General features: G+C 66.7%; 15 protein-coding genes. All 15 read right to left on the reverse strand.

Annotated features, from left to right (window positions below):
* Position 1 precedes the first annotated feature (1 nt).
* The 15 genes from Q2M23_RS02235 to Q2M23_RS02305 all read right to left on the reverse strand — a co-directional run bounded on the left by Q2M23_RS02235 (position 2) and on the right by Q2M23_RS02305 (position 15996).
* Positions 2-1594, reverse strand: a complete 1593-nt coding sequence (locus tag Q2M23_RS02235) for a xanthine dehydrogenase family protein molybdopterin-binding subunit (protein WP_316394006.1) — start codon at positions 1592-1594, stop codon at positions 2-4.
* Positions 1595-1606: 12 nt separating this feature from the next.
* Positions 1607-2086 carry a (2Fe-2S)-binding protein gene (locus Q2M23_RS02240; protein WP_141343042.1) on the reverse strand — a complete coding sequence of 160 codons (480 nt, stop codon included), beginning with the start codon at positions 2084-2086 and terminating at the stop codon, positions 1607-1609.
* 6 nt (positions 2087-2092) lie between these two features.
* Positions 2093-2911: an FAD binding domain-containing protein gene (locus Q2M23_RS02245; RefSeq protein ID WP_141343041.1), complete on the reverse strand. Its 819-nt coding sequence runs from the start codon at positions 2909-2911 to the stop codon at positions 2093-2095.
* A gap of 15 nt (positions 2912-2926) precedes the next feature.
* Positions 2927-3370 (reverse strand): SRPBCC family protein, encoded by a 444-nt coding sequence (locus tag Q2M23_RS02250; protein WP_141343040.1) that lies wholly within the window; start codon positions 3368-3370, stop codon positions 2927-2929.
* Positions 3371-3373: 3 nt separating this feature from the next.
* The gene (locus Q2M23_RS02255; RefSeq protein WP_028338488.1) at positions 3374-3811 is read right to left on the reverse strand and encodes an SRPBCC family protein; all 438 of its coding nucleotides are present in this window, start codon (positions 3809-3811) and stop codon (positions 3374-3376) included.
* Positions 3812-3820: 9 nt separating this feature from the next.
* On the reverse strand, positions 3821-6715 hold the full coding sequence (locus Q2M23_RS02260) for a flotillin family protein (protein ID WP_141343039.1): 2895 nt from the start codon (positions 6713-6715) through the stop codon (positions 3821-3823).
* A 24-nt stretch (positions 6716-6739) separates the two neighbouring features.
* Positions 6740-7573: a phosphoenolpyruvate hydrolase family protein gene (locus tag Q2M23_RS02265; RefSeq protein ID WP_141343038.1), complete on the reverse strand. Its 834-nt coding sequence runs from the start codon at positions 7571-7573 to the stop codon at positions 6740-6742.
* A 3-nt stretch (positions 7574-7576) separates the two neighbouring features.
* On the reverse strand, positions 7577-9787 hold the full coding sequence (locus tag Q2M23_RS02270; RefSeq protein ID WP_316394009.1) for an ABC transporter permease: 2211 nt from the start codon (positions 9785-9787) through the stop codon (positions 7577-7579).
* Positions 9780-10562, reverse strand: a complete 783-nt coding sequence (locus Q2M23_RS02275) for an ABC transporter ATP-binding protein (protein ID WP_016847809.1) — start codon at positions 10560-10562, stop codon at positions 9780-9782. Before Q2M23_RS02275 ends, Q2M23_RS02270 begins: the two co-directional genes overlap by 8 nt.
* Positions 10555-11640, reverse strand: coding sequence for a branched-chain amino acid ABC transporter permease (locus Q2M23_RS02280; RefSeq protein WP_076826017.1), 1086 nt, complete (start codon positions 11638-11640; stop codon positions 10555-10557). Before Q2M23_RS02280 ends, Q2M23_RS02275 begins: the two co-directional genes overlap by 8 nt.
* Positions 11641-11643: 3 nt before the next feature.
* Positions 11644-12654: a branched-chain amino acid ABC transporter permease gene (locus Q2M23_RS02285; RefSeq protein ID WP_316394018.1), complete on the reverse strand. Its 1011-nt coding sequence runs from the start codon at positions 12652-12654 to the stop codon at positions 11644-11646.
* Between the two features lie 120 nt (positions 12655-12774).
* Positions 12775-13593: a helix-turn-helix transcriptional regulator gene (locus tag Q2M23_RS02290; RefSeq protein ID WP_016847806.1), complete on the reverse strand. Its 819-nt coding sequence runs from the start codon at positions 13591-13593 to the stop codon at positions 12775-12777.
* A 136-nt stretch (positions 13594-13729) separates the two neighbouring features.
* Positions 13730-14980 carry an ABC transporter substrate-binding protein gene (locus tag Q2M23_RS02295; RefSeq protein WP_028333311.1) on the reverse strand — a complete coding sequence of 417 codons (1251 nt, stop codon included), beginning with the start codon at positions 14978-14980 and terminating at the stop codon, positions 13730-13732.
* Between the two features lie 125 nt (positions 14981-15105).
* On the reverse strand, positions 15106-15297 hold the full coding sequence (locus tag Q2M23_RS02300) for a hypothetical protein (RefSeq protein WP_316394020.1): 192 nt from the start codon (positions 15295-15297) through the stop codon (positions 15106-15108).
* A 39-nt stretch (positions 15298-15336) separates the two neighbouring features.
* Positions 15337-15996 carry a transposase gene (locus Q2M23_RS02305; RefSeq protein ID WP_316394021.1) on the reverse strand — a complete coding sequence of 220 codons (660 nt, stop codon included), beginning with the start codon at positions 15994-15996 and terminating at the stop codon, positions 15337-15339.
* Positions 15997-16079 lie beyond the last annotated feature (83 nt).

Raw genomic sequence — 16079 nt, forward strand, 5'->3', positions numbered from 1 at the left:
GTCAGCGCCTCCTGGTGCCGAAGACGGAAGAGAAGCGGGTGGCGCCGTGCGACGGCGCGCCCGGCCGCGGCGGCGGAGACGACGGTGGCGGCGAAGAGGGCGGCGGTGGCGGCGGCTCGCGGGTCGCGGCCGGCGCGCGGTCATACGTCGTGCGCTGCTGGGATGGTGAGGCCGGCGGTGCATGCGGCTCGCGCGGGGTCGGCGTCACGGCGGCTCGCGCGCCGCCACCATCCTTGCGCGACGACATCCGCTTGAAGTCTTCGCGGAGCGGCCACTTGGCCTTCTCCGCTGCGACCTGCACGCATTCGATCAGCGCGGTGTTCTTGGCCTCGCGGCGGTGCGCCTTCATGTCGCCGTCGCGATACGCATTGAGGATCCGGAACTCCATCGGGTCCATGCCGACGAGATGGGCGAGCTTGTCCATCTGGCATTCGATGGCGAAATCCATCGCGGTGACGCCGAAGCCGCGCATCGCGGTCGCCGGCGTGCGATTGGTGAAGACGCAGTAGACGTCGCCATGAACGTTCGGGATCGTGTAGGGGCCGGGCAGATGGGCGGCGCATTTCACCGCTGCATAGCTCGACAGCCGCGTATAGGCGCCGCTGTCGAAGTAGGCGCGCACCTTGCGGGCGACGATGCGGCCGTCGCGCATCACGCCGTCCTTGATGTAGATGCGCTCGGCGCCGCGCGGCGGCCCGTACTGCATCTCCTCCTCGCGCCCGAACACATAGCGCACCGGGCGACCGGTCAGCATCGCGCCGAGGATGCAGAGCGGCTCGGTCAGCGTATCGACCTTGCCGCCGAACCCGCCGCCCACGGTGCCGCCGATGAAGTGGAAGGTATTGGAAGGCACGTCGAGGATCTTCGCGCAGGTGTCCACCGAGAAGAACAGCGCCTGCGTCGAGGTGTAGACGATGTAGCGGCCGTTGGTGTCGGGAGCTGCGATCGAGCCGTTGGTTTCGGTCGGCGCGTGCTCGATCGGCGACATCTGGTAGCGCTGTTCCAGCACATGGTCGGCCGTCGCGAGTGCGCGGTCGGCATCGCCGAAGCGCAGCTGCTGGTGATCATAGGTCTCGTGATAGGTGAAGGTGTTCTTGGGATAGACCTCGTTGACCACGGGCGCGCCCGCCTTCAGCGCCTCCTCGACGTCGAACACCGCCGGCAGCGGCTCATAGTCGATCTTGACCTTTGCGATGGCCTCATAGGCCTCGCGCGGGCTGTCGGCGACGATCGCGACGATGGGTTCGCCCTTGTAGCGCACCTTGTCGACCGCGAGCGAGGGCTCGTCGTCCTTGCCGAAATTGATCAGGCTGAGCAGCGTGTTCAGGTTGCGCGGCACGTCGGAGGCGCGGATCGCACGCCGGACCCCCTGCGACCGCTCGGCCTCCGAGGTGTCGATGCGGCGGAGTCTTGCATGGGGATGCGCGCTGCGCACCACCTTCAGATGCAGCATGCCCTGCAGCTTGTGGTCATCGAAATAGGGCGAGGTGCCGGTGACATGGCCGAGCATATCCTGGCGCTGCGTGCCTTTGCCGATCTCCTTCAGATTGTCGTCGCGCTCGTCGGCGAAGATGTCCTTGCGCAATTCCAGCATGGCACTATTCCCTTACGCACGCGCCCGGCCGCCGGAAGCGGCTGATAGCACGGCGTTGATGATCGGCTCGTAGCCGGTGCAGCGGCAGATGTTGCCGGAGATCGCCTCGACCACTTCGGCGCGGCTCGGCTGCGGATTGCGGTCGAGCAGCGCCTTCGCGGCCATCAGCATGCCGGGCGTGCAGTAGCCGCACTGCGCGGCGAAATTGTCGGCGAAGGCGCGCTGCAGCGGGTGCAGATTGGGGCCGTCCTTGACGCCGTCGAGCGTCTCGACCGAGCGGCCGGCGACCGTTTCGGCGAGCGTCAGGCAGGAGAGATGCAGCTCGCCGTCGATCAGCACGCTGCAGGTGCCGCAGCCGCCCTGGCCGCAGCCGAACTTCGGCGTCATGTCGCCGATCAGTTCGCGGAGCGCGACCAGAAGGTTGGTGCCGCCGTCGACGAAGATCGCGACGTCACGGCCGTTATGCTGGAATTGAAGGGCAGTCTTGGCCATCACGAATTATTCCTGACCGGACAACAGACGGCGGAGATGCACGCCGACGATCTCGCGGCGATACCAGGCGCTGGCGAGCGCATTGTCGCCGGGTGACGTTCCCTCAACGGCTGCCGCAGCAGCTGCGCTGATGGTGGAGGCGTCGAGCGCGCGGCCTTCGAGCGCGCGCTCGACGGCACGGGCGCGGATCGGCGTCGGCGCCATCGAGCCAAGCGCGACGCGGGCGCCGACGATGCGGCTGCCGTTAACGGGCAGGTGCGCCGCGAGCGTGATCACCGCGCCGCCGTTGGGCTTGATGCGCGCGATCTTGCGGTAGCGGAAGGCCTCAATGCTGCCGGGCCTGGCAAAGGAGATCGCCAGCACCAGCGATCCGGCCTGCCGGTCGCGCGATTGCAGGAACTCCTCGATCGGAATCTCGCGCCCGCCGAGGCCGCCCTGGACGGACACCGTGGCATCAAGCGCGAGCATCGCGACCGTGAAGTCGCCATACGGCACCGGCGCGAACAGATTGCCCCCGACGGTGCCCATGTTGCGCACCGCCGGCCCGCCGATCGAGCGCGCCGGGGCGTGCAGGAAGGCGAGGTCGCGTTCGGCCAGGACGCGGGCGAAGGTGACGCCGGCGCCGAGCGTGATGCGCGAGCCGGTGGCATCGATCCGTGTCATCGCTTGGTCGCTGGCGCGCACGATGGTCGAGATCGAGATGTCGCCCTCGTTCAGCGCCCGCATCACCAGCGTGCCGCCGCCGAGATAGCGGGCGCTGCGATCCGAGGACAGCGCCGCCGCGGCGTCATGGGTGCTGGTGAAGGTCTTCACCGTGACTGGCATGATGGTGCTCTCCGCTTACGCGGCCTCCTTCAGATGCCGGCGGATGGCGTTGAAGCCGGCCTGGTAGATGTCTTCCGAAACCATCCGCGTGATGCGCTCGCTGTCCTCGGTTCGCGTCGTGAAGCGCGACTCCCAGTGCCAGAAGGTGCGGTCACCATCGGTGACCGGCAGCAGACGGACATGCGCCACGTAGTTGAACATCGGGATCGGCGTATCGAGCAGGCAGTAGCTGAACGATTGCTCAAGATCGGACAGCGCCAGCAGTTGCTCGCGCAGCTCGGCGCCGTCCTTCAGCTTGAAGCGCCTGACGCAGCCGATCTTGTCGGACGGCTGGGCGCGCTCGATGCCGCTGCTCGCGACCGCCGGATGCCAGCGGTCATGACCGTTGAAATCGCGCAGCACGGCCCACACCGCATCGGTCGGCGCATCCAGGATCGTGCTTTTGACGATATGCGGCACGGTCTATCCTCCGAACGCCCGCTTCAACGCGTCGAAGCCGCCCTGGAACACGCCGCCGCCGATATTGTTGACGAGCTCCGTCTCGCGCTCCGGCGCGCAGTCGAATTCGGCGGTCCATTCCAGGAAGGTCTGGTCGCCGTCGGTGACTGGCGTGAGCCGCAGCGTCGCGACGTAGTTCTCGACGCCCATCGGCGATTCCAGGATCGAATAGGTGCAGAACATGTCGTAGTCGGACAGCCCGAGCAGCTTCTCGCGGATGCGATCGCCGTTGCGCAGCCGGAAATCCCTGACGCAGCCGATCTTGTCGGAGGGCTCGCCGCCCTCGATCCGGCTTTCGGCGATCGCGGGATGCCAGTTCGGCAGCCCGTTGAAATCGCGGACGCGGGCCCAGACCCGGTCGTTGCGGGCGTTGACGACGGTGGAAACGTAAACCCGTGCCATGGCGTGAGCTCAGTCCTTCTTGCGCGGCGTGCGCTCAGGTCGCGCCGGCTCGCCGCCGCCCTCGGGCGCCGGCGGCTTTTCCTCGGCGCCGCTCTTGCGCGCGGAGTCCTTGATGCCTTGCATGTCTCGGGCTTCGCGGATCAGGCCGGGCATCTTGGCGAGGCTGCCGCCCTCGACGCCGATATCCGAGAGGATCGAGTCGATCAGCGGCGCCTGCACGCGGTAGCGCAGCGCCGAGTCGATCACTTCGTCAGTGGCGCTGCGTCCGGTGCCGTTGCCATGCCCGTTGCCGTTGAGGCCGTCGACCTGGAGGATGCGGATGCCCTCGATCTTCTCCATCGGCTTGACGCTCTCGCGCACGATGCCCTCGATCCGGTCGAGCAGCTTGCGGCGGAACAGCGAGTAGCGCGCCTGATCGGTCAGCACGTTCTCGGCCTCGTTAAGCAGACGCTGCGCCTCGGCCTCGACCGTGGCACGGACCCGTTCGGCCCCGGCTGCGATCCTGGTTTCCTCGGCCTGCTTTTCGGCGAGCAGCACCTCGACGGTCTTGCGCCGCTTTGCGATCTCGCTTTCGCGCGCGGTGACGACGCGTTCGGCCGCTTCGGTGGCGTGGATCCGGGCGTCCTCGGCCGCGGCTCGTGCCGCGGATTCTTCCAGTGATTTCTGATGCAGCGCGATGGCCTTTTCCATCAGCGCGGTCTCGACATCCTTCTCGCGGTTGACCTCGAGCTTGCGTAGCTCGCGCTCGCGGCCGATGCGGGCCTCGTCGAGGCCACGGTCGGAGGCGATGCGGGCGCGTTCGACCTCCTCGCGGGCGACGATCTCGGCCTCCTGCAGCGACTGGTTGCGAGCGACCTCGAGCTGTTCGATCGCACGGCGCCGCTCGATCCGGGCCGCCTCCAGCGCCTGCTCGCGGGAGACGTCGGTGGTGTCGATGTCCTTGCGCGCCACAATTTCGGCCTGCCGGACCTGCCGGTCGGCATCGATCCGCTCGGAGCGCTTGGCGGCGAGCGCGATCACGCGCTCCTCGTCGGCGAGCTCGATCGCCTTCTTCTGGTCGATGTTGAGCACTTCGCGGGTCCTGGAGGAGGCGATCCGCTCACTCTCCAACGTCAGCTCGACATCGATGCGCTGCCGCTCGATGGCGTCGCGGCGCTTCAGCTCGGCGGCCTCGATCGCCTCGGTGCGCGCGATCTCGAGCCCGCGGGTTTCGCGCTCGGCGCGGATGCGCTGCGCGGCGACCGACTTCTCCTGCGAGATCCGCGCCGCCTCGATCGCCTCGCGGGAGGCGATATCGGCTTCCTCGATCGCGCGGGTGCGGGCGATCTCGAGCGCCCGGACGTGCTCTTCCTGGGCGATCCGCGACGCTTCGGTGGCTTCGCGGGCACTGATCCCGGCGATCTCGACCGCCTGGTTGCGCTCGATCTCGAGCTTGCGTGTGGTGTGGTCGGCGGCGATGCGCTCGGCGGCCAGCATCTTCTCGCGCGCGATGCGGGCGGCCTCGACCGCCTTCTGCGCCTCGATCTCGGCTTCCTGGATGGTGCGAACCTGCTGGATTTCCAGCGCGCGGGTGCGCTCGTCCGAGGAGATGCGCTCGACATTGACCGTCATGGTCTGGGCGATGCGCGCCTTCTCGGTGGCCTCGCGCGCGGCGATCTCGGCCTCGTCGACCGCGCGGGTGCGCTCGATCTCGCGGCGCCGGGTCTCCTCCTCATTGGCGATGCGGGCATCGGTGACGACGCGGTCCTGCTGGATCCGGGCCTTCTCGATCGCCTCGCGAGCGGCGATCTCGGCTTCCTCGACCGTGCGCATCCGCTCGATCTCGCGCTGGCGCACCTCGCGCTCGGAGGCGATGCGGGTGGTGTCGACCGAGCGCTGGTTGGCGATCCGGACCTTCTCGATCTCCTCGCGCGCCAGCAGCTCCTTCTCTTCGACCGCCCGCGTCCGCTCGATCTCCTTGTGCCGGGTCTCGCGCTCCGAGGCGATGCGTGCTTCGGTGATCGCCTGCTCGTTGGCGATGCGCGCTTTCTCGATGGCTTCGCGCGCCGCAATCTGGGCCTGCTCCGACTCTGTCTCGCGCAGCGCGCGCTCGCGGGCGACCTCAGTGCGCTGCAGGGCACGGCGCATCTCGATGTCGCGTTCCTGCTCGAGACGGGCGGTCTCGCTTTCGCGCTCGATCTCCAGCGCCTGCCGCTCGGCCTCGAGATTGCGGGAGCGGATCTTGATCATCGAGTCCTGCTCGATGTCGTTGCGCAGCTTGCGCTTGGCCTCGATGTCCTCCATCAGGCGGGTCAAGCCTTCGGCGTCGAAGCGGTTCGAGGGATTGAAATATTCGAGGTCGGTCTGATCGAGATCGGTGATCGCGACCGACTCCAGTTCGAGGCCATTCTGCGCCAGTGCTTCGGCGGCATTGGCCTTGACGCGCGCCACATAGTCGCCGCGCTGCTCGTGCATCTGCTCCATCGTCATCTCGGAGGCGACTGAGCGGATCGCGGAGATGAATTTGCCGGAGAGCAGGGTGTGGAGCTGCTCGGGCTCCATGGTGCGGCGGCCGAGCGTGGCGGCAGCGATCGAGACCGCTTCGCGGGTCGGCTGAACCCGGACGTAGAAATCGGCCTCGATGTCGACGCGCATGCGGTCGCGGGTGATCACCGCGTCCTGCCTGGAGCGCACGATTCCCATCGGCAGCACGTTCATGTTGACCGGCGTGTAGTCGTGGATGAACGGCAGCACGAAGGCGCCGCCATTGATCACCACGCGCTCGCCGAGGAAACCGGTGCGGACGAAGGAGACCTCCTTCGACGAGCGGTGATACAGCCAGTTCACGACATAGACGATGATGACGATCGCGACGATTGCGACGATGAGCCAGAGGATCAATTCACCGACCAGCATCCCCGACATCTCTTCCTCCCTTGGTCACGGCGGCTAGCGCGCGCCGATCGCCTTGAATTTGCGAACCTGATCCGTGAGCGCCCGCTCGACCGGCAGGCGTTCCATCGAGGAGGCGCCGTAGAAGCCGTGGCAGTTGCGGGTCTGCTTCATGATGAAATCGGCATCGGCGGGGTCCGCGATCGGACCGCCATGCGCGAGCACGATGATGTTCGAATTGACGCTGAGCGCGGCCTCGGCCCAGGCCTCGATGCGGGCAGGGCAGTCGGCGAGCTTTGGCGCGGTCTGCGCGCCGATTGTGCCGCCGGTGGTGAGGCCCATATGGCAGACGATGATGTCGGCGCCGGCGATCGCCATCGCGGCAGCCTCCTGCTCGCTGAACACATAGGGCGTGGTCAGCATGTTCTTCTCATGCGCCTTCGCGATCATGTCGATCTCGAGCGCATAGGACATTCCGGTCTCTTCGAGATTGGCGCGGAAGGTGCCGTCGATCAGGCCGACGGTCGGGAAGTTCTGCACGCCGGCAAAGCCGATCGCCTTGAGCTGGTCGAGGAACACATCCATGTCGCGGAACGGATCGGTGCCGTTGACGCCGGCGAGCACCGGCGTCCTGGTCACGACCGGCAGCACCTCGCCGGCCATCTCGACGACGATGGCGTTGGCATCGCCATAGGGCATCAGGCCGGCGAGCGAGCCGCGGCCGGCCATGCGGTAGCGGCCGGAATTGTAGATCACGATCAGGTCGACGCCGCCGGCCTCCTCGCATTTCGCCGACAGTCCGGTGCCGGCGCCGCCGCCGACGATCGGCTCGCCGCGTGCGATCATGGCGTGAAACTTCTTCAACAGCGCTGCGCGTTCAAACCTGGCCATGGGTCACCTCGCCACTCTCCGCCGACCACCGGCGCGTCCGAGCAAGGGGCGGAACGCGCTGACGATGGCGGCGCTGAACTCGGGATCGTTGATATTGCGCTTGATGTGGATGATCTGCCGGTTGCCGGTCTGGCGCACGGTGCGCTCCAGCGCGCGGAACAACGCTGCATCGGCCTCCGGGTCCCAGAACGGCTGGCCGGGTGCATCGAGCGCGGAGACGCCGCCCTCGGCCAGGAAGAAGCGCACCGGCCCGTCCATCTGGTTGAGCCGTTCGCCGATCCAGCGGCCCATGCGCTCGTTCTCTTCCGGCGTGGTCCGCATCAAGGTGACCTGCGGATTGTGGATGTGGAATTTGCGCTGCCGATAGCGCTCCGGGATCGTGTCGGGTGCGCCGAAGTTCACCATGTCCAGCGCGCCGACCGAGCCGACATAGGGCACGCGGCTGCGGACGATGGCGCCGAAGCGATCCTCGGTCGCCGGGAACACGCCGCCCATCAGGAGGTCGCAGACCTCGGTCGTGGTGAGGTCGATCACGCCGGCGAGTTGGCCGGACTCGACCAGCTTCTCCATCGAGCGGCCGCCGACGCCGGTGGCGTGGAAGACGAGGCACTCGAAATCCTCGCGCAGGTCCGCCGCGATCTTCTGCACGGCCGGGGTGGTGACGCCGAACATGGTGATGCCGATCGCCGGAAGGTTCGCGCCTGCGCTGCGCTGCTTGCCGGCCTGCTCATCGAGCCGCGCCTTAACCATGCCGACCAGCGCATGAGCGCCGTTGCCGAGCACCGTGCGCGAAATCGAGTTGAGACCCTGCACGTCGGTCACCGAATACATCATGGTGATGTCGGCGGGACCGACATAGGGACCGACGTCGCCGGACGCGACCGAGGAGATGATCAGCTTCGGCACGCCGACCGGCAGCGCGCGCATGCCGGGCGCGACCAGCGACGCGCCGCCGGAGCCGCCGGCGGAGATGATCCCGGCGATATTGCCCTGGCGACGCAGCCATCGCTCGAACGCCTCCGCCATCGCCGTCACCGAGGCGCCGCGATCGGCGCCGAACACGCCGGAGCCGCCGCGGCCGTGGTTCAGTGCGATCTCCTGCGCGGTGACATCGCAGCTCGCCGCTTTGCCGCTGGTCGAGACGTCGACCAGTCGCGTGCGCAGGCCGCTGCCGGCGATGATATCGCGGATGAAGCGCAGCTCGGCACCCTTGGTGTCGAGCGTGCCGACGATGAGGACGACCGGTGGCCCGGACGTTCGGGAGGTCGTCGGTTCGCGTCGCTGCCGGGTTGCCTCCTCGAGCCGAGTGACTCCGGTGGACTGCGTCCGTGCGGCGGCCTCGATGCGGGCGAAAGGCACCGGCTGCGACCAGCGGGTCGGCAGCACGGGATTGGAGACGTAGATGCGGGTCGGCCCCTTGCGTTCCGGCTGCGGGGCACCGGCCGCTTCGGCCTTCGCCGGTGCTGGCTCGGCGTCGGTCTCGTCGGCGCCATGGGTGCCGACGCCGAGCAACCGCTGCTGCAACTCGCGGTCGGTTGCAAGGCGGGCGGAATCGATGATCCGGTTGATCCGGCCATTGACCATGATGGCGACGTTGCGCGACACCGCCGTCGCCACACCGATGTTCTGCTCGATGACCAGCACGGAGATGTCGCCCTCATCGCCGAGCCGCAGCAGCATGTCCTCGACCTGGGCGACGATCACGGGCGCAAGGCCTTCGGTCGGCTCGTCCATGATCAAGAGATGCGGATTGGTCAGCAGCGCACGCGCGATCGCGAGCATCTGCTGCTCGCCGCCGGACAGCTGGTTGCCGCCGTTGGTCTTGCGCTCGGCGAGGCGCGGGAAGGTGTCGTAGATTCGCTCGATGGTCCAGGCGCCGCGCCGCAGGCCGCCGGCAAGCGCAAGGTGCTCGTCGACGGTCAGCGACCGCCACAGGCGGCGGCCCTGCGGCACATAACCGACGCCGAGCCGGGCGATCCGTGCCGGATTGAGCCGCGTGACCTCTTCGCCGCGAATCCGGATCGAACCGCCGCTGGCACGCACGAGGCCCATGATCGCCTTGCACAGCGTGGTCTTGCCCATGCCGTTGCGGCCGACTACCGAGAACACGCCGGACTCGAGCGTGAGATCGACGCCCTGCAGCGCATGCGAATGGCCGTAATAGACGTCGAGGCCCTTCACCTCGAGCGCGGGCATTGCGCGGCGGTCATTCATGGCCGCCTCCGAGATAAAGCTCCTGCACCTCGGGATCGGATTCGATCTCGCGCGGCAGGCCTTCCTTGAAGATGCGGCCGTTGTGCATCATCGTCACGCTCTCGACGACGCGCAGTGCGACGTCCATGTCGTGCTCGATGATGATGTAGCCGATATGCGCCGGCAACGAAGTCAGGATCTCGATCAGCTCGCGCCGCTCGGTCGGCGACAGCCCCGCCGCCGGCTCGTCGAACAGGATGAAGCGCGGCGCGCCGGCCAGCGCCAGCGCGATCTCGAGCTGCCGCTGCTGGCCATGTGCGAGCTCGGCGACGCGCTGGTCCTTCACGCCGCTGAGGTGAACCGCCTGGACCAGCGTTTCGGTCGCGTGCATCAGCGCATCATTCTGCCCCGGGCGCAGGAACGAGAACCGGCCACGCGAGACGCCACGGCAGGCGAGGTAGACGTTGTCCTGCACCGTGAGGCCGGGGAACAGCGCCGAGATCTGGTAGGTACGGCGTAAGCCCCGGCGGATCCGCTCATAGGGCGGGAACTGGGTGATGTCCTCGCCGAAGAAGCGGATCGTGCCGGAGGAGGGCGGGAAGTCACCGGTGATGCAGTTGAACAGCGTGGTCTTGCCGGCGCCGTTCGAGCCGAGCACCGCGCGCCTTTCGCCCGGCCGCACAGTGATGGTGACGTCGGTCAGCGCCGCCAGCGCGCCGAACAGCCTTGTCACGCCGCGCAGTTCCAGCGCCGCGCCGGCGCCGACCACGGACAGCCGCTGCGCGACGCTATCCATGGCGGCCTCCGCCTGAACGTTGCGTCGAGGATGCATTGCGCTGCCGCCAGCGTTCCCACAGGCCGATCACGCCATCCGACGACCAGAACACGATGGCGAGGAAGCCGAGCCCGATCAGCAGCCGGAAGCGGTTGCCGTCTAGCCCGAACTTGATCAGCACGTCGAGCGCGAAGGTCCGCAGCAGCACGAAGATCAGCGCGCCGATGAAGGGTCCGATCGGCCGCGTGATGCCGCCGACCACGGCGATGATCAGGACGTCGATGCAGGCTCCGACGCTGACCGAGCCGGGCGAGATCTGCCGGTAGTTCCAGACCTGCAGCACGCCGCCGAGCGCGGCGATGAAGGCGGCGAAGGCGTAGGCCGCGATGCGGTGCGCATTGGGGTTGAAGCCGAGCGCCGCCATGCGGCGGGAATTGTCGCGGACGCCCTGCAGCGCGAGGCCGAACGGCGCGCGCGAGACATACTGGACGGCGAAGTAGCAGATCGCGGCGACGCCGAGCGTGACATAGTAGAAGGCGATATCGGCGCGCCAGTCGACGCCCCAGAAATGCGGCGTCGCGACGGTGTTGATGCCGGTGTGGCCGTTGAAGATCGCCCAATTCTGGTTGGTGAAGTAGTAGAACGCCGCGCCGATCGCGAGCGTGATCATGATGGTGTAGATGCCCTCGGTGCGCACCGCGAGCGCGCCGCCGAGCGTGCCGAACAGCGTCGCCAGCGCCAGCGCCATCGGGGTTGCCAGCCACCACGGCCAGCCGAGGCTGATATTGGCGTTGCCGCTGATGCCGAAGACCGCGACCATGTAGCCGGCGAAGCCCGCGATGGTGAGCTGCATCAGGCTGACCATGCCGCCATAGCCGGCGAGGAACATCAGGCTGAGCGCGATGATGCCGAGGATCAGCGTGGTGGCGAAGATCTCGATCAGAAAGAAGCCGTTGGCGATCAGCGGCATGATCACGAGGATCAGCGCGACCAGCCAGGCCGCCGGGTTCTGGAATTCCGGCCAGGCACGGATGAAGGCGCGGCGGGTCGCGTTGGCGGACGGGTCGGGGCGGAACTGGGTGCTCTGCAGCAGCGACATCTGTCATCGCCTCGCGAGCAGGCCCTGCGGCCGCAGCGCCAGCACCAGCACCATGATCAGGAAGGTGACGACGATGGCGTAGGTCGGGATGTAGACCGAGCCGAGTTGCTCGGCGAGGCCGATGATGACGGCGCCGAGCGCCGCTCCCGGGATCGAGCCCATGCCGCCGACGATCACGACGACGAGCGAGGCGAGCAGGAACCGCGTATCCTCGCCCGGCGACAGCGACTGGAAGGTGCCGCCGACCACGCCGGCGATGCCGGCAAGGCCCGCGCCGAGCGCGAACACCAGCACGAACACCAGCTGGATCCGCACGCCGGTGGCGGCCAGGATGTCGCGGTCGTCGACGCCGGCGCGCACGATCATGCCGATCCGCGTACGGTTGAGCGCCAGCCACATCGCGATTCCGATCACGACGGACGCAGCGAAGATCACCAGCCGCACCAGCGGGTATTGCAGATAGACCGGTTCGCCCGTTGATTTGATCGCGGTCAGCAGCGGCAGCTGGATCGGGCCGATCAGCCAGCTCGGGGTCTGGATCTGGTAGAAGTCGCCGCCGAACACCCAGAGCATCAGATCGGCGAACACGATCGACAGCCCGATCGTCACCATGGTCTGCCTGAGGTCCTGACCCTCCATGCGTCGGAACACGACGAGCTGCAGGATCACGCCGACCAGCGCCACCGCGATGAAGGCGATGATGAAGCTGAGGAGCCACGACCCGGTCCAGCTGCTGATCGCGTAGCCGACATAGCCGCCGAACAGATAGAGCGAGCCGTGCGCGAGGTTGACATTGCGCATCAGGCCGAAGATCAGCGTGAAGCCGCTAGCCACCAGGAAGTAGAGCCCGCCGAGCGTGATGCCGTTCAGCACCGCGTTCAGGAACACGCGCTTGCGGCCGATCGCGGCCTCCAGCCCCGGCGGCCAGATCGCGAACACCAGCCACGCGAGCATCGCGACCGCGATGATCACGATCAGTGCCCAGGCCGGATGGCGTTCGATGAACCTGGCCATCTCCGTCGCGTTCCCTCACTGGTCGCGACCGTCTGCCGGGCCGCGTGTCCAGTATCCTACCGAGGGCGTAAGCTCAGGATTTGATCGACAGTATCTTTTATCGTGCGCTCCGGAACTCCTTCACGGCCGCAACACCTTGGCGGCGCGGCGATAGTCGGTCGGGGCCATGCCGACATTGGCGGCGAAGAAGCGGGTGAAGCCGCTCTGCGAGGAGAAGCCGAGGTCGAAGCCGATATCGGCGATCGGCGTCTCGGTCGCCACCAGCGCATCGAGCGCCTGCTCCATGATCAGCGTGTTCATGTAGAGGTGAGGGGTGACGCCGGTCTGGGTGCGGAACAGCCGGTAGAAATGCGGCCGCGACAGCCCGGCCTCGCGCGCGATCGCATCGAGCTCGATCTCGGCGCCGGGGCTTTCCGACATCAGCTTGATCGATTTGCGCACCCTGAAATCGGTCACCGCGGCCGCCGCGCGCGCATCCTGCGCGGCCTGCCAGCTCTCCTCGTAGCAGGAGTCGATCAGCTGCCGGAGTTCGCAATCGAGGCTGCGCAGCGACGGCGCGCCGCACACTAGTGCTGCGGTGCGGCGGATCAGCCGGTCGAGCGCTTCGGTGCGCGGAAAGAAGGTGCGGCCGAACCGCAGGCCCTGTGCCGTCGCGGGCTGCGGCGCGAACCATTCGGCGTTGACATAAAGCACGAAGAAGATCGCGCCGTGGTCCATGTCGGTCGGCAGAAAGTTGTGCGGTTCCCACGGGTTGACCGCGACGACGGTGTCGTCCTTGAGCAGCAGCCGCTGCTCCGAGACGTCGATCTGCGCCGGCGTTCCGCCGACATGAAAGATCAGATGCCCCTCGCGGTGCGCATGCACGTTGAAGGGACGGTTCAACTGATAGACCGTCGCGCGACCGAACCGGCCGTGGAAGACGGCAAGCGCCCTGCTCATGCCTCCCCTCCCGCGGGATGTTCTTGCCTTTTCGACAAGGGTTCATCATCCGCCCGCGGAAAGCAAGGGCGAGCAGGGCTCTTGATGCAACCGCGCACCATGCCGCGGCCGTTCAGCCTGCACTGCAACAAATACGTCAGTACTTCTTGCACTCCGGGACCGTGCGGCTCGGCAGGCCGATCTTGGCGAACACCGCCGGATCGTAGCCCAGCGTCTGGTTGACGTTCGGGATCACCTTGACGACCTTGCTGAACAGCGCGCCCTTGCCGTCATCGACCACCTCGGTGACGAAATTGGTGCCGATCGCCTGGCGGTTGGAGTCGAGCTTGATCTTGCCGTTCGGCGCGTCGATCTCGATCTTCGCCAGCGCGTCCTTGAGCTTGGCCTGGTTGTTGGAGAGATCGCCATTGACCTGGCGCAGCGCCAGGATCAACGCCATCGTCGAGCCGTAATAGTTGGTCGCGAGCAGCGAAGGGCTCGGGAAGCGTTTGGCCGGCGGGAAGGCATCCTGATAAGCCTTGACGAATTTCTGCCAGCCCGGATCCTCCCAGGTATCGGCCTGGCCGCTGGCGGCGATGGTGCCGATCAGAGCGTTCTTGGCGTTGCCCTTCGACGACAGGATGGTCTGGTCGATCATGATCGAGCCGCCCATCAGATGCGCCTTGCCGCCGGCCTGCTGATACTGGTTGAGGAAGTTGACGGCATCGGCGCCGCCGAGGCCGAGATAGATCGCGTCGACGTCGTCAGGCAGCGCGGCGATCACGGAGGCAAAGTCCTTGGTGCCGAGCGGCACCCATTGTCGGTTGGTGACCTGGCCGCCGGCGCCGCAGAACTCGAGCACCAGGCCAAATACCTGGGTGTAGATGAAGGAGTAGTCCTCGCCGACGGTCGCGATCTTGCGATAGCCCTTGGTCTCATAGGCGTATTTGCCGAGGCCGACCTGCCACTGCGCGCCGTCCATGTTGTAGCGGAAGAAGTTCGGCGCCGGATCGACATAGGTCGTTTCCTGCGCGCCGGAGGCGGCGTTGACGAAGGTCAGCTCCGGATGGGTCTTGGCGAAGTTCTTGACCGCGATGCCTTCGTCGCCGGACAGCGGCGACAGCAGGATTTGCACCTTGTCCTGCTCGATCAGCTTGCGCACCGCGCGCACCGCGGAGTCGGGCGTCGCGTCGGTCGAGGCGACGACGAATTCGAGCTCCTTGTCGCCGATCTTCTTGCCGAGCACGTTGAGCGCCGTCTGGAAGCCGCGCATGCCGTCCTCGCCGAGCACCGTGTAGGTGCCCTCGAGCGTCGCGGTGACGCCGACCTTGATCTTCTCCTGAGCGAACGCCGTGCCCGAAAGCAACAGGCTGCTCAACGCAATCAGTCCCAAACTGCCTTTCAACATCGCGCTCCTCCCTCTGCGTTGTCGCCGGCGTCCACTTGGCGTGCGAAGGCTGATGGGCGTCCGGTTGTTGCCGGCAAAGCTAGCCGAAGGCGGGCGCGGCGCGGATGTCGTCGGCGCCAATTGGCTTAACGGGCAGTCTCATTTTGATTGTTGCGCCGCAGCGCGGCTCGCGGCGCAATGCCGCGGAGCGTGTTCGGTGTCATCACCGCGCATGCGAGTGATCCAGTATTCGAGAGACGGTCCTGCTTGAGCCGAGAGGTCACGGTGCACTGGATGCTCGCACGCGCGGGCATGACACCGGAGAGAATGCCGTCCATGCTCTCTCCGCACGTCGTCCCGGCGAAAGCCGGCAACTGTTATGTTGGTTTGGTCTGCAGGTACGGCTTTCGGTCTCGCATCATGGCATTGAGGACCGTCAACAGCTTCCTGGCGACGGCGATGAGGGCGAGTTTGGCTGGTTTTCCGGCCTGTCGCAGTCGTGCATAGAAGGCCTTGAACGGATCAGCCCTGCGAATTGCGTTGAGGGCCGCCATATAAAGGGCGTCACGAACGCGCTTTCGGCCGCCCGCAATTTTGCGCTTGCCGCGGAAGGCGCCGCTGTCGACGTTGAAGGGAGCAAGGCCAGCAAGCGCTGCGAGTTGTTTCGGTCCGACCCGCCCGAGTTCCGGCATCTGGGCGATGAGCTGCATGCAGGCCACCGGACCCACGCCGGGCAGCGAACGCATTAACTTCGCATCGTCCGCGATCTCCGCTTCGGCTTTAATCAAGGCGCCGATGTCGGCCTCGATCTCGGCGATCTCGCTGTCGAGGACCTCGATGAGGCGGCCAATGCGTTCGGCCATTGCACGATCGTCGGCCTCGCTGCGCCGGTTCTTCTCCTGGGCGCGCATGAGGACCAGCTGATGACGCGTGTGGCGGATTGTCCGCAAGATGCGGTTGCCGGAACCGATGGTGGCGCGCATCGGAGAGTCGATAACTGCGACGAACGTCGAAGTTCCCTTGCGTTTGCCCAACATTGTCCATCATGAGTCTATCAACTTCGCGTGTGGTGCCTGTTGAATGCGGAGACAGGGGATCGCCGGAACCTGAGGTGCAGAGA

It is taken from the genome of Bradyrhizobium sp. 33ap4, from assembly GCF_032654765.1.
GTDB lineage: Bacteria > Pseudomonadota > Alphaproteobacteria > Rhizobiales > Xanthobacteraceae > Bradyrhizobium > Bradyrhizobium australafricanum.

Coding starts and splice junctions, on each gene's coding strand:
- Q2M23_RS02235 (WP_316394006.1), bottom strand. CDS start 1,594: ATGCTGGAATTGCGCAAGGACATCTTCGCCGACGAGCGCGACGACAAT.
- Q2M23_RS02240 (WP_141343042.1), bottom strand. CDS start 2,086: ATGGCCAAGACTGCCCTTCAATTCCAGCATAACGGCCGTGACGTCGCG.
- Q2M23_RS02245 (WP_141343041.1), bottom strand. CDS start 2,911: ATGCCAGTCACGGTGAAGACCTTCACCAGCACCCATGACGCCGCGGCG.
- Q2M23_RS02255 (WP_028338488.1), bottom strand. CDS start 3,811: ATGGCACGGGTTTACGTTTCCACCGTCGTCAACGCCCGCAACGACCGG.
- Q2M23_RS02260 (WP_141343039.1), bottom strand. CDS start 6,715: ATGTCGGGGATGCTGGTCGGTGAATTGATCCTCTGGCTCATCGTCGCA.
- Q2M23_RS02265 (WP_141343038.1), bottom strand. CDS start 7,573: ATGGCCAGGTTTGAACGCGCAGCGCTGTTGAAGAAGTTTCACGCCATG.
- Q2M23_RS02270 (WP_316394009.1), bottom strand. CDS start 9,787: ATGAATGACCGCCGCGCAATGCCCGCGCTCGAGGTGAAGGGCCTCGAC.
- Q2M23_RS02275 (WP_016847809.1), bottom strand. CDS start 10,562: ATGGATAGCGTCGCGCAGCGGCTGTCCGTGGTCGGCGCCGGCGCGGCG.
- Q2M23_RS02280 (WP_076826017.1), bottom strand. CDS start 11,640: ATGTCGCTGCTGCAGAGCACCCAGTTCCGCCCCGACCCGTCCGCCAAC.
- Q2M23_RS02285 (WP_316394018.1), bottom strand. CDS start 12,654: ATGGCCAGGTTCATCGAACGCCATCCGGCCTGGGCACTGATCGTGATC.
- Q2M23_RS02290 (WP_016847806.1), bottom strand. CDS start 13,593: ATGAGCAGGGCGCTTGCCGTCTTCCACGGCCGGTTCGGTCGCGCGACG.
- Q2M23_RS02295 (WP_028333311.1), bottom strand. CDS start 14,980: ATGTTGAAAGGCAGTTTGGGACTGATTGCGTTGAGCAGCCTGTTGCTT.
- Q2M23_RS02300 (WP_316394020.1), bottom strand. CDS start 15,297: ATGGACGGCATTCTCTCCGGTGTCATGCCCGCGCGTGCGAGCATCCAG.
- Q2M23_RS02305 (WP_316394021.1), bottom strand. CDS start 15,996: ATGTTGGGCAAACGCAAGGGAACTTCGACGTTCGTCGCAGTTATCGAC.